Annotated in this window: 10 protein-coding genes and 1 pseudogene; 5 read left to right on the top strand and 6 right to left on the bottom strand. The window is 71.4% G+C overall.

All coding sequences use genetic code 11. The annotated features are described in order from the left end of the window. Positions 1-141 precede the first annotated feature (141 nt). Positions 142-813: a DsbA family protein gene (locus ABZ719_RS32630; protein WP_366728772.1), complete on the top strand. Its 672-nt coding sequence runs from the start codon at positions 142-144 to the stop codon at positions 811-813. A gap of 128 nt (positions 814-941) precedes the next feature. Here ABZ719_RS32630 and ABZ719_RS32625 read toward each other — a convergent pair whose 3' ends face one another. The 4 genes and pseudogenes from ABZ719_RS32625 to ABZ719_RS32610 form a co-directional block, all read right to left on the bottom strand. Beyond that, positions 942-1,583, bottom strand: a complete 642-nt coding sequence (locus ABZ719_RS32625) for a superoxide dismutase (RefSeq protein WP_366728771.1) — start codon at positions 1,581-1,583, stop codon at positions 942-944. Positions 1,584-1,726: 143 nt separating this feature from the next. Next, positions 1,727-3,124: an amino acid permease gene (locus ABZ719_RS32620; RefSeq protein WP_366728770.1), complete on the bottom strand. Its 1,398-nt coding sequence runs from the start codon at positions 3,122-3,124 to the stop codon at positions 1,727-1,729. A 122-nt stretch (positions 3,125-3,246) separates the two neighbouring features. Continuing rightward, positions 3,247-4,152 (bottom strand): TauD/TfdA family dioxygenase, encoded by a 906-nt coding sequence (locus tag ABZ719_RS32615; RefSeq protein WP_366728769.1) that lies wholly within the window; start codon positions 4,150-4,152, stop codon positions 3,247-3,249. A gap of 462 nt (positions 4,153-4,614) precedes the next feature. After that, positions 4,615-4,858 (bottom strand): annotated as a pseudogene (locus ABZ719_RS32610) (sugar kinase); the annotation flags it as partial. A gap of 465 nt (positions 4,859-5,323) precedes the next feature. Between ABZ719_RS32610 and ABZ719_RS32605 the strand changes: the two are divergent. Then, complete coding sequence (locus ABZ719_RS32605; RefSeq protein ID WP_366728768.1) at positions 5,324-5,905, top strand: biotin transporter BioY; 582 nt, start codon at positions 5,324-5,326, stop codon at positions 5,903-5,905. A gap of 81 nt (positions 5,906-5,986) precedes the next feature. Here ABZ719_RS32605 and ABZ719_RS32600 read toward each other — a convergent pair whose 3' ends face one another. Next, the gene (locus ABZ719_RS32600; protein WP_366728767.1) at positions 5,987-7,465 is read right to left on the bottom strand and encodes an amino acid permease; all 1,479 of its coding nucleotides are present in this window, start codon (positions 7,463-7,465) and stop codon (positions 5,987-5,989) included. A 292-nt stretch (positions 7,466-7,757) separates the two neighbouring features. Here ABZ719_RS32600 and ABZ719_RS32595 point away from each other — a divergent pair, with 292 nt between their 5' ends. Continuing rightward, complete coding sequence (locus ABZ719_RS32595) at positions 7,758-8,243, top strand: ribose-5-phosphate isomerase (protein ID WP_366728766.1); 486 nt, start codon at positions 7,758-7,760, stop codon at positions 8,241-8,243. Positions 8,244-8,499: 256 nt separating this feature from the next. Then, the gene (locus ABZ719_RS32590) at positions 8,500-9,309 is read left to right on the top strand and encodes a DNA-formamidopyrimidine glycosylase family protein (protein ID WP_366728765.1); all 810 of its coding nucleotides are present in this window, start codon (positions 8,500-8,502) and stop codon (positions 9,307-9,309) included. 31 nt (positions 9,310-9,340) lie between these two features. Here ABZ719_RS32590 and ABZ719_RS32585 read toward each other — a convergent pair whose 3' ends face one another. Then, a complete protein-coding gene (locus tag ABZ719_RS32585; RefSeq protein WP_366728764.1) occupies positions 9,341-10,582 on the bottom strand; it encodes a GNAT family N-acetyltransferase in 1,242 nt (413 codons plus the stop codon). Positions 10,583-10,744: 162 nt separating this feature from the next. On the opposite strand from ABZ719_RS32585, the gene ABZ719_RS32580 reads away from it, so the two are divergent. Next, positions 10,745-11,920, top strand: coding sequence for a PP2C family protein-serine/threonine phosphatase (locus tag ABZ719_RS32580; RefSeq protein WP_366728763.1), 1,176 nt, complete (start codon positions 10,745-10,747; stop codon positions 11,918-11,920). Positions 11,921-12,172 lie beyond the last annotated feature (252 nt).

The raw sequence follows: 12,172 nt of genomic DNA, 5'->3' as shown, positions 1-12,172 counted from the left end.
TCAGGATGCGGACAGCACCGATCCTGCCATGCGGTCCAGATCCGCGACATCAGGGAATTCCCTGCGCGGCGGTCGATGTTCCCGATGCGAGGGCCCCGCCGGGTCCGTCCCGTACGCGCGCACCCCGTACCGAGGAGAGCCATGTCCCAGACCGCCCCCGCGGAGACCCCCTCCGGCAAGACCCCCGTCGACTTCTGGTTCGACCCGCTGTGCCCGTGGGCCTGGATGACCTCCCGCTGGGTGCTGGAGGTGGAGAAGCAGCGCGACATCGAGGTCCGCTGGCACATCATGAGCCTCGCCGTCCTCAACGAGCCGAAGCTGGACGAGCTGCCCGAGGAGTACCGCGAGCTGCTCACCACCAAGGCGTGGGCGCCGATCCGGGTGGTGACCGCGGCCTGGCAGAAGCACGGCGACGACATCCTCGGCCCGCTCTACACCGCGCTCGGCACCCGCTTCCACAACCAGGGCCAGGGCCCCACCCGGGAGGCGATCGCGGCCGCGCTGGCGGAGGTGGGCCTGCCCGCCGACCTGATCGACTACGCCGACCAGGAGGACTTCGAGTTCGACGCCGAGCTGCGCGCCTCCCACAAGGAGGGCATCGACAAGGTCGGCCAGGACGTCGGCACCCCGGTCATCGCGCTGCCCGGCGCCGACGGCGAGCAGATCGCCTTCTTCGGCCCGGTCGTCACCCCGGTCCCCCAGGGCGAGCAGGCGCTGCGCCTGTGGGACGGCACCATCGCCGTCGCCTCGGTCCCCGGCTTCTACGAGATCAAGCGCACCCGGACGGCGGCCCCGGACTTCAGCAACCTGTAGAGCTCCCTCCGCCGCCCCTTACGGGAAGACCCCCGCGAGTCCTGTCCTCGCGGGGGTCCTCCTTCTCTCCGCCCGCCCGCGTGAAAGGTGAGAAGACGATCACGAGGAGGGACGACCGGGGGCGCGCGTCAGGGCGCGAGCAGCAGCACGTTCGCGCGCTCCTTGGCGGCGGCGTAGCGCTTGGCGACGTCCTGCCAGTCGACCACCTGCCACATGGCCTCGATGAAGTCGACCTTCTGGTTCTTGTACTGCAGGTAGAAGGCGTGCTCCCAGGCGTCGAAGACGAGGATCGGGGTCGAGCCCTGACCGACGTTGCCCTGGTGGTCGTAGACCTGCTCGACGACCAGGCGCCCGCTGAGCGGTTCGTAGGCGAGCACGCCCCAGCCAGAGCCCTGGGTGGTGGCCGCCGCCTTGGACAGCTGGGCCTTGAAACCGGCGAAGGAGCCGAAGGACTCGGCGATGGCGTCGGCCAGCTCGCCCACGCCGTCCTTCTCCAGCGGCTCGCCACCGCCGTCGCCCGTCATGTTCTGCCAGTAGATGGAGTGCAGGATGTGCCCGGACAGATGGAAGGCCAGGTTCTTCTCCAGGCCGTTGACCGAACCCCACGACTCCTTGTCCCGCGCCTCCGCGAGCTGCTCCAGGGTGTCGTTGGCGCCCTTCACATAGGCCGCGTGGTGCTTGTCGTGGTGCAGCTCGATGATCTCGGGGCTGATCACCGGCGCGAGCGCCGAGTAGTCGTACGGCAGTTCAGGCAGCGTGTAGACGGGCATGGGAGATCCCCTCCGGCAGTTATTGCAAAGAGCTTGCAACTACAAGCTATCAACAACAGGGCGGGCGCGGGCAACAGGAAGGCCCCCACGTGCCACGTGGGGGCCTCGCCCTGCCGGATGCGCCGTGCGGGGCGCGCGCCGCGTCAGTTCCGGGCGCGGGTCCGCTGCCAGAGCCAGCCGGCCGCCGCCAGGAACAGCGCCATCCCGCCGGTCGAGTACAGCTGCACCCGCGTGTCCGGCTCCCGCGCCATCAGTACGAAGACCGCCGCCATGCCGGCCAGCGCCACCCAGGTCAGCACCGGGAAAGCCCACATGCGCACCACCAGCTTCTGCGGCGCCTCGCGCTCCAGGGCGCGCCGCAGCCGCAGCTGCGAGACGGCGATGAAGATCCACACGACCAGGATCACCGCGCCGATCATGTTCAGCAGCCAGGGGAAGACGTCGTCGGGCCGCCAGTAGCTGAGCAGGACGCACAGGAAACCGAAGACGCTCGACACCAGCACCGCGACCCGCGGCACGCCACCGGAGACCCGGGCCAGGGCCCGCGGCCCCAGACCGCGCTGCACCAGCGAGTAGGCGATGCGCGAGGACCCGTAGATGTTGGCGTTCATCGCGCTCAGCAGCGCGACCAGCACCACCACGTTCATCAGCTGGCCCGCGCCGGGGATGCCCAGCCGGTCCAGTGCGGCGACGTAGGGACCCTTCTCGACGAGCTCCGGCGCGTTCCACGGGACGAGGGTGACGATGACCGCCATGGAGCCGACGTAGAACAGCGCGATGCGCCACATCGCCGTGCGGACCGCGCTCGCCACGCCGCGCACCGGGTCCTGCGACTCGGCCGCCGCGATGGTGACCGTCTCCAGACCGCCGTAGGCGAACACCGAGGCGAGCAGGCCGACGATCAGCCCCTGGCCGCCGTGCGGCAGGAAGTGGCTCAGGTGCGAGGCGCCCGGCGAGTCGGTGCCCGGCAGGACCCCGGCGACGGCCAGCACGCCCAGCACCAGGAACAGGCTGATCGCGCCGACCTTCAGCGCGGCGAACCAGAACTCGAACTCACCGAAGTTCTTCACCGCGGCCAGGTTCGTGCCGCAGAACACCACCATGAACAGGGCCACCCACATCCACTGCGGGGTGCCCGGCAGCCAGCCGGTGACGATCTTCGCGGCGCCCATGCCCTCCAGGCCGACCGCCGTGCACAGCAGCACCCAGAACGACCAGCCGGCGGTGAAACCGGCCCACGGGCCGAACGCCCGCTCGGCGTGCGCCGAGAACGAACCCGACGACGGGTACGCCGCCGACATCTCGCCCAGCATCCGCATCACCAGCATCACGAGGAGGCCGGAGAGGGCGTAGGCGACGACGATCGACGGCCCGGCGGCGGCGATGCCCGCGCCCGAACCGACGAACAGCCCGGCGCCGATCACCCCGCCGAGGGCGATCATCGACAGATGGCGCTGCTTGAGGCCGTGGGACAGGGGGGCCGCCTCCGCCGCCGGGGTCGTCCCGGCGGCGGTGCTGGCGCGGGTGCTGCTGCTGGGCATGGGGCGCGCTCGTCCAGTGGGGGGAGGGGGGCAAAAGTTCCCACAGTCTGGGCAGCCCGTCCGCCCGGGGGAAGCCGCTGCCCACCATCCGGACACCTGCCTCACGCAGTGTGCACGACACGCTACGCGGCGACGGGCACCGGCGCGAGGGGCGTGTAGTGCGAGGCGTCCCCCTCCAGGGAGCGGCTCTCCTCGCCCTCGACACCGACCGGGACGTCCCCGGCCACCGTCACCCGGTTCAGCCGGCGCGGCAGGCCGTCGTAGTTGTCGATGGCGTAGTGCTGCGTGATCCGGTTGTCGAACAGCACCAGCTGGTGCTCCGACCAGCGCCAGCGCAGCACGTTCTCCGGACGGGTGACGTAGGCCTGGAGCAGGTCCAGGATCTTGCGGGACTCCGGCACCGAAAGGCCCACGATCCGCTGGGCGAACCCGCCGATGAACAGCCCGCGCTCGCCGGTCAGCGGGTGCACCCGGACCACCGGGTGCGCGGTGCGGTACCGGATCGACGTGAACTGGGCGCGCCGGTCCGCCTCGGCCGTGTCGACCGCCTCGTCCGGGACCGCGTAGTCGTAGTCGTTGGTGTGCTCCGCCCACAGCGTGTCGGCCAGGCGCCGCAGCGGCCCGGGCAGGTCCCGGTAGGCCGTGGCGGCGTTCGCGATCAGCGTCTCGCCCCCGTACGGCGGCACGGTGATGCTGCGCAGGGTGCTGGCCTGCGGCGGGTTCAGCACGAACGTCACGTCGGTGTGCCAGTGGTTGGCGCGGCCCCGCTCGCTGTCCACGGGGAGCACGTTCGGGGCGCCCTCGACGGCCGGCACGGTCGGATGGGCGGTGGTGAGGTCCCCGAAGTGACGGGCGAAGGCCTCCTGGCCCGCGTCGTCCAGCCGCACGTCGTCGAAGACGAGCGCCTTGTGGACGTTCAGCGCCTCCCGGAGCGCGGCGACGGCCTTGGTGCCGAGTGGCCGGGACAGGTCGACGCCGGTGACCTGGGCGCCGATGCGCGCGGTGACCTTGCGGATCTCGATGGACATGGGGGTTCCCTTCGGATGGATGGACGGATGGGCGCATGGGCGGACAGACGGAAGGAAGGAATGGAATGAAGGAATGGAATGAAGGAGGGGGAGAGAAAGGGGGAGGTGGGCCGGGTGGCCGGGTGGGGTGGCCGGTCAGGCGGGTGCGTACGGGCCGCTCTCCATCCGGACACCGATGCGAAAGGCATGGCAGAACTCCGTGGGTTCACAGGGCGGCAGACGGGCGCGATTCCGGGCGGCGGAATACGGAAGGCGAGCGGGAGGGCAGGCAGGCAAGGCCGGGCGACGCCAAGGGAATTCGCGCACGAGAGATCGGTGCGGAGCACGGGGAATCGGCGCGGAGCACGCGAGGAGAACCGGAGGAAAATGCGCTCCGGGGCGCGTCAACGGGTCAGCGGCAAAGAGTGCGACAGCTCGTGAGCGGGCTCATGCATGAATGCTCCCGGTCCCGCGCGATCCCTGTCAACATTCGGATATTTTGAATGGATGAACGTCATGTGACACGCTCAGCGGATCCCGGGGAGCACGTCCAGGGTCACCGAACCGCCCGCCACCGCGAGCACGGAATCCGGGAAACCGGTCGGCGCCACGGCAAGTCCCGCTCCGCCCCGACGGCGTCCTTGAGCGCCGCCAGACAGTCCTCCCGGCCCATCGCGCTCACCTCGGCGACCCCCACCGTCTCCGGGGTGAGCGCGTCGAGCAGCAGCTTCCCAGGACCCGCGCGTGACCGTCGACGTGCACGGCAGTCCCGTCCGGGAGCCGAGCAGATCCCGCACCGGCACGTCCCGCCGGCCCGGCAGTGGGCGCTCGACGAACGGGACCGGCGGGCGAGAAGGAACCGGCGGTTGCCGCCGCCGCTCTGACGGTGGCTTCCCGTGGATCGTCGGGCTTCGCCTCCGCTCTGACGGTGGCTTCCTTCGGATCGTCGGGTGCCGCCGCCGGTTTGGCGGGACCTTACAGAAGGACGGCGCCCCCGCCCGCCGTCCCCGTGCAGGGAAGACCACCCCACCTCAGTGACCGGCGTCACGCCGGAGCAGGTGTAAGCGGCGGTCTTTGTCCGGAGCCGACCAAGCCCGCGTTCCACCCTTTGTCGAGCGCAGACGGTGATCGGCTCGAGCACGCTGGGATAGCGTCGCGGTGTTCCCGACTGCCCTCACCCCGCGGAGTCCCCATGAGCACCGCTGCCGCCCCCGTCCGCACCGGCCAGGTCCTCGCCGACCTCCTGCCCTCCTCCCGAGTCCGGGACGCCGCCCTCGTCCTCGGTGGCGCCGCCCTCACCGGGATCGCCGCCCAGATCGCCGTGCCCGTGCCCGGCTCCCCGGTGCCGGTGACCGGCCAGACCTTCGCCGCCCTGCTGGTCGGCACCGCGCTCGGCGCCCGCCGCGGTCTGCTCTCCCTCATGCTGTACGCGCTCGCCGGCGTCGCGGGCGTGCCGTGGTTCGCGGAGGGCGGCTCGGGCGCGGGCGCCCCCTCCTTCGGTTACGTCCTCGGCATGCTGATCGCCTCCGCCGTGGTCGGCGAGCTGGCCCGCCGCGGCGCCGACCGCACGGCCTGGCGCATGGCCGGCACGATGATCCTCGGTGAAGCGGTCATCTACGCCGTCGGCGTCCCCTACCTGGCCCTGTCCACCGGCATGTCCGCCTCCGCCGCCGTCGCCGCGGGCCTCACCCCGTTCCTGATCGGCGACGCCCTCAAGGCAGCCCTGGCGATGGGCGCGCTGCCGGCCGCCTGGAAGTTCGCCGGCCGCCGCTGACAGCGCGTACCGAAAGCGGGAAGCGGGGGAGCCTCAAGGAGGCTCCCCCGCTTCCCGCTTTTCCAGGACCGCCCCGGCGGGTCAGCCGGCCGGGATCTGCTCGGTCCCGGCGGTTTCGTCGGCCGCCGCCCGGTGGCCGTGGCCGCCCGCCAGCTTCTGCTTGACCACGGCGATCACCAGCACGACCGCCGCCACCAGCAGCGACAGCAGCACGGTCTCCCGGCCGTCGTGTTCGGTGTCGGTGAGCATGTATCCGAGGACGAACACGATCAGCAGGGCCGCGGCCCAGGTCAGGTACGGGTACAGCCACATCCGGACGACCAGCTTCTCCGGCGCCTCGCGCTGGATGATCCGCCGCATGCGCAGCTGCGAGAAGCAGATCACCAGCCAGACGAACAGGGCGACCGCGCCGGAGGAGTTGACGAGGAAGAGGAAGACGGTGTCCGGGAACTTGTAGTTGAAGAACACGGCCACGAAACCGAAGGCGACCGAGACGAGGATCGCGGTCCTCGGCACACCGCGGCCGGTGGTCCGGGCGAACACCTTCGGCGCGTCCCCGCGCTGACCGAGCGAGAAGGCCATGCGGGAGGCGGTGTAGAGACCGGAGTTGAGACAGGACAGCACCGAGGTCAGCACGATGAAGTTCATGATCTGGCCGGCGTGCGCGATGCCCAGGGAGTCGAGGGCGGCGACGTAGGAGCCCTTGTCGGTGATCGCCTTGTCGTTCCAGGGGATCAGGGAGACGACGACGAGGATCGAACCGAGGTAGAACACGGCGATGCGCCAGATGATGCTGTTGGTCGCCTTGGTGACCGCGCTCTGCGGGTCCTCGGACTCACCGGCCGCCAGCGTGGCGATCTCGCTGCCCATGAACGAGAAGACGACGAGCAGCACGCCCGTGAGGATGGAGCCGGGGCCGTGCGGCAGGAAGCCGCCGTGGCCGGTCAGGTTGGAGAAGGAGGCCTGGTCGGCGTGGACGCCGGGCAGCACGCCGAAGACGGCCAGCAGACCGACGACGATGAACGCGGCGATGGCGACGACCTTGATCCCGGCGAACCAGAACTCGAACTCGCCGTAGGAGCCGACGGAGACCAGGTTGGTCGCGGTCAGCACCAGCATGACGATGAGCGCCCAGCCCCACTGCGGGACCGCCGGTATCCAGTCGGAGAGGATCTTGGCGCCGGCCGTGGACTCCACGGCGAGCACGACGACCCAGAAGAACCAGTACAGCCAGCCGATGGAGAAGCCGGCCCAGCCGCCGAGCGCGCGGTCGGCGTGCGCGGAGAAGGAGCCGGAGGTGGGGTTGGCGGCGGACATCTCGCCGAGCATGCGCATCACGAGGACGACGAGGGTGCCGACGAGGGCGTAGGAGAGGAGGATGCCGGGCCCGGCGGTGGCGATGCCGGAGCTGGAGCCGACGAAGAGTCCGGCACCGATGACGCCGCCGATGGCGATCATGGTGAGATGGCGGTTCTTGAGTCCGGCCTGGAGCCCGGAACCGTGTCCGTCCGGGTTCGCTGGGCCACTTCCAGACTGCTGCAGGGTCGGCTGCGAGGTCATGGGGGATTCCTTTTGCGCCGGTGAGCGGTTACGCGTGCGAGCGGTGCACGAGTCGGTCCAGTGAATCCGAGGTGACGGAATTCGTGAACCTTCGAAACGTAATCGTTACTTGAGCTTTCCTTGAGGTTTGTAGCCCGGCTCGGATATCCCTCGACGGTATTGCGAACACGAGGCGTACCCGCCCGGTGACCCGTTCCGGACGAGTTCCGGCCACTTTCCCCGTGCCGCCGGCCGGGGCCGCCGCCCCCGACCCGAGCCGCCCGCCCCGCACCCGCCGTGTCACACTCGGACCATGCGCGTGTATCTCGGCTCGGACCATGCGGGCTTCGAACTCAAGAACCACCTCGTCGAATGGGTCAAGGCGGCCGGCCACGAGGCCGTCGACTGCGGACCGCACATCTACGACGCCCAGGACGACTACCCGCCCTTCTGCCTCCGCGCCGCCGAGCGCACGGCGGGCGACCCCGGCTCCCTCGGCATCGTGATCGGCGGCTCGGGCAACGGCGAGCAGATCGCGGCCAACAAGGTCAAGGGCGTACGGGCCGCCCTCGCCTGGAGCGAGGAGACCGCGTCCCTCGGCCGCCAGCACAACGACGCCAACGTCGTCGCCGTGGGTGCGCGCATGCACTCGGTGGAGGAGGCGACGAAGTTCGTCGAGACCTTCCTCAACACCCCCTTCTCCGGTGACGAGCGGCACATCCGCCGCATCGACATGCTGTCGGCGTACGAGACGACCGGAGAACTCCCGCCGATCCCGGCGCACCACCCGCAGCAGTAGGACATGACCGGCTCCGCTGTTCGCCCCCCCGGTTGGGGGAAGCGGCGGAGCCGGGGCCCCGCTGGGGGTGCAGGGGGCGGAGCCCCGCATGGGGTCCGGGGCGGAGCCCCGGGAGGGTGCCTCTCCCCCCGAGCCGGGTGCGCCGCCGGGGGACCGAGGGGCCCGGGCCGCACCCCCGAGAGGCCGGCCCCCGACACCCCGAGCCGAAACAGCGGGCCCGGGACGGGCCGACAACCGCAGGGAAGGACACCGCACCGTGCCAGAGGGGCACACCATCCACCGGCTGGCCCAGGACTACGCCACCCGCTTCACCGGCACCCCCACCCGCGTCACCAGCCCGCAGGGCAAGTTCACCGACGCCGCCGCCCTCCTCACCGGAGCGGAGCTCACCCGCACCGAGGCCCACGGCAAACACCTCTTCCTCCGCTTCCGCGCCGCCGACTGGATCCACATCCACCTCGGCCTCTTCGGCAAGGTCGCCTTCGGCGACGCCCCCGCGCCCCCGCCCACGGACACCGTCCGCCTCCGCCTCGCCAACGCGACGTCGTACGTCGACCTCCGGGGCCCCACGACCTGTGCCCTGATCACCGACGCCGAGAAGCAGGCGATACACGACCGCCTCGGCCCCGACCCGCTGCGCCCCGACGCCGACCCGGCCGCCGCCTACGCCCGCGTGAGCCGCAGCCGTACGACGATCGCGGCGCTCCTGATGGACCAGAAGGTCATCGCGGGCGTCGGCAACGTCTACCGCGCCGAGGTCCTCTTCCGGCACGGCATCGACCCGTACCGCGCGGGCAGGGACATCACCCTGGCCGAGTGGGACGCGATCTGGACGGACCTCGTCGCCCTCATGCGCGAGGGCGTCCGCAACAACCGCATCGACACGGTCCGTCCCGAGCACACCCCGCACGCCATGGCCCGGCCGCCGCGCGTGGACGACCACGGCGGCGAGGTCTACGTCTACCGCCGGGCGACCCTGCCCTGCCACGTCTGCACCACGGAGATCCGCACCGCGGACCTGGCCGCCCGCAACCTCTTCTGGTGCCCCACCTGCCAGAACCGGTGACCCCGGCCCCGGGAACGCCGCCGGAGGACGACTAGAACCCGTGCGGCAGCCAGGGGGCGACAGCAGACCCGAACGCCACGGACGCCTCCGCCAGCGCCCCGCCGCGCAGCTCCCGCACCCGCCCGGCCGCGGCCAGCGCCGTCAACGGCACGCCACCGAGGTACGCCGCCCCCAGCTCACGTACCGACAGCGCCAGGTCCGCCGCCTCGGACGTCGGCTCGCAGACCGCGCCCTTCGCGTCCCCGCTCAGCCGCCACCGCCCGGTGTTCCAGCCGCAGAACGCGTCCTCGACCTCCAGGACGACGTCCACCGGCGCCTGGTACGTCCGCGCGGCCAGCGCCGCCCCGAGGTCGACGAGCCGCACGTAGAGCGTGTCCCGCAGCCGCGGCAGGCACCGCCGGATGTCGGACACCAGGTACTGCCAGGCGTCGTCGACCGGCCGGTTCCCGACGGACAGCCTCGACGTCAGGTCGATGTCGAACAGGAACCGCCACAGCGCCGCGTCGGTCGCCGGATCGAGCGCGTCCAGGGCGTCCAGCACCACCGTGCCCTCGGGTGTGCCGGCCTCCCAGCCGGGCTTGACCCGGTAGCGGGCGTACCCCGTGACCTCCCCGTCGCGCTCGGCGACCACGCACTGCAGCGGTGAGGCGCCCTCGCGCAGGCTCTCCGGGTCGAGCAGCCCCAGCCGCTCCCAGCCGGGCCGCCGGGCCAGCATCCCGGGCCGGCCGGGCACCAGCCGGGCGTACACCGCCTCACACGCGTCGAGCACGTCGGCGGGCGCCGCGTACCGCAGCCGTACGCCGTCCGTGCCGGCCGGAACGGACAGTACGGCCCGGCTCGTGTCGATCTCCGCGCTCAGCTGGAAGCTGGCCGCTCCGTACCCGAACCGTCCGTAGATGCCGGGTTCCGAGGCCGTCAGCACCGCCAGCGGCTCGCCCCAGGTCCGTACGTCGTCCAACTGCCGGCGCATCATCGACGTCAGCACACCGCGCCGCCGGTGCGTGGCGGCCACGCCGACCATCGTCACGCCCGCCGCGGGCACCAGGGCGCCGCCGGGCACGGTCATCCGGAAGCTGAACGCCCCCGCCGAGCCCACGCACGCCTCCCCGTCCCAGACGCCCAGCGACCGGTCGTACTCGGTGAGGCTCCGGTACAGCTCCTGTTCCTCGGCCGGCTCCGGGACCCCGCCGAAGGCACGCATCAGGTGGCCGTACCAGGTGTCCCACTCGTCCGGTCGCAGCACTCTCAGCTCGGTCGCAAGGTCAGTCGCCATAGGCCATCCCTACCAGCGACCCGGGCCCCGGTCGAACAAATTTCGCCGGAGTGGCGACGCGGTTGCGCACCGTGAAGTTCACTGTGAAGTCGAGCCCCGGACGGGGGATAAGTCGGACCTCCCGTGCCAACCGGCGGCTGCGATGGATAGGGTCCCGAACTAATGGCAGCAGGACGAGGGCGGCGCGCGGAAGCCGATACGTTCACGGCCCGGTGGAAGATGCAGTGGCACCGGGTCCGCGTCGGCGTGCGCAGAGCCGCCGTCGACTACTTCCGCGGCGACGGTTCGGACTGGATCGCGCTCGGCGGCCTGCTGCTGACCATCCCGGTGATCGCGGCGCTCACCCTCGTCGACTCGGTCTGGTTCTCGCCGGTCGCGCTCGTGCTGCCCATCGTCGCCGGCGGCCTCCTGCTGCGCCCGGCCAGCCTGCTCGGCCTGTACGCGGCGGCGGCCACCGCGCTGATCGTGGAGTCGGTACGGCTCGGCCCCTACACCGAAGGCCCCTCCCGGGTGACCCCGGGCGTGGTGCTGGTGGTCGCCGCCTGCGGCTTCTTCGGGCTGCTGATCGCCCAGTTCCGCAGCCGGGTGGGCGTGCCGTGGCGGCGCGGCGGCACCATGCTCTTCGACCTGCGCGAACGCATCCGCGTGCAGAGCCAGCTGCCCCAACTGCCCAGCGGCTGGCACCACGAGATGGCGTTGCGCCCGGCCGGCGGTCAGTCCTTCTCCGGCGACTTCGTGGTCGCCGCCCGTACCAACGGCGGCCGCACCCTGGAGGTCGTCCTCACCGACGTCTCCGGCAAGGGCATGGACGCCGGTTCGCGGGCCCTGCTGCTCTCGGGCGCGTTCGGCGGGCTGCTCGGCAGCCTGCCCCCGCACGCCTTCCTGCCCGCCGCCAACGGCTACCTGCTGCGCCAGGACTGGGAGGAGGGCTTCGCCACCTCCATCCACCTGGTCCTCGACCTCGACTCCGGCGACTACGAGCTGTACTCCGCCGGGCACCCGCCGGGCCTCCAGCTCAGCGCGGGCACCGGCCGCTGGGAGGAGAAGGCCGCCGAGGGACCGCTCCTCGGGGTGTACGACGGCGCCCAGTTCGACTCCGTCAAGGGGTCCCTGCGTCCCGGTGACGTCCTGATGCTGTTCACCGACGGCCTGGTGGAGACCGCCGAACGCGACATCGCCGAGGGCATCGACCGCCTCACCGGAGAGGCCGACCGCTATGTCGCCGGCGGCTTCCACGGTGCCACCTGGCACCTGATCGAGGCGGTGGCCAAGGACGTCAACGACGACCGTGCCCTGCTGCTGATCTGCCGCGAGGGCCCGACCGCCGCGGTCCGCTGAGGACTGGCCACCCTGGCCGGTTTGTGATGCATCTGTGTACATCGTGACCCCGGGCTGCCCCGCCGCGGCGTGAGTTGGTAGAGATGAACCCAGCTGCGCCGTGGCTCCGGACCCTGCCGGGCCGGAGCCGCGGTGAGCGCGAGTCCTGGTGTGCTGTTGGGGGAGGCGAGTTCGGCGTGAAGTTCGATATGGGTGCGCAGACGTTGTCGGCGTTGATGCGTGATTCGCGTGGGTCGAGTGATGATCTGGGGT

Source organism: Streptomyces sp. NPDC006743, from assembly GCF_040703815.1.
In the GTDB taxonomy this organism is placed as follows: domain Bacteria; phylum Actinomycetota; class Actinomycetes; order Streptomycetales; family Streptomycetaceae; genus Streptomyces.
The sequence above is the reverse complement of the archived record's forward strand: the minus strand, read 5'-3'. Positions and strand labels throughout refer to the sequence as shown.

Coding starts and splice junctions, on each gene's coding strand:
- ABZ719_RS32595 (WP_366728766.1), top strand. CDS start 7,758: ATGCGCGTGTATCTCGGCTCGGACCATGCGGGCTTCGAACTCAAGAAC.
- ABZ719_RS32630 (WP_366728772.1), top strand. CDS start 142: ATGTCCCAGACCGCCCCCGCGGAGACCCCCTCCGGCAAGACCCCCGTC.
- ABZ719_RS32580 (WP_366728763.1), top strand. CDS start 10,745: ATGGCAGCAGGACGAGGGCGGCGCGCGGAAGCCGATACGTTCACGGCC.
- ABZ719_RS32625 (WP_366728771.1), bottom strand. CDS start 1,583: ATGCCCGTCTACACGCTGCCTGAACTGCCGTACGACTACTCGGCGCTC.
- ABZ719_RS32585 (WP_366728764.1), bottom strand. CDS start 10,582: ATGGCGACTGACCTTGCGACCGAGCTGAGAGTGCTGCGACCGGACGAG.
- ABZ719_RS32620 (WP_366728770.1), bottom strand. CDS start 3,124: ATGCCCAGCAGCAGCACCCGCGCCAGCACCGCCGCCGGGACGACCCCG.
- ABZ719_RS32605 (WP_366728768.1), top strand. CDS start 5,324: ATGAGCACCGCTGCCGCCCCCGTCCGCACCGGCCAGGTCCTCGCCGAC.
- ABZ719_RS32600 (WP_366728767.1), bottom strand. CDS start 7,465: ATGACCTCGCAGCCGACCCTGCAGCAGTCTGGAAGTGGCCCAGCGAAC.
- ABZ719_RS32615 (WP_366728769.1), bottom strand. CDS start 4,152: ATGTCCATCGAGATCCGCAAGGTCACCGCGCGCATCGGCGCCCAGGTC.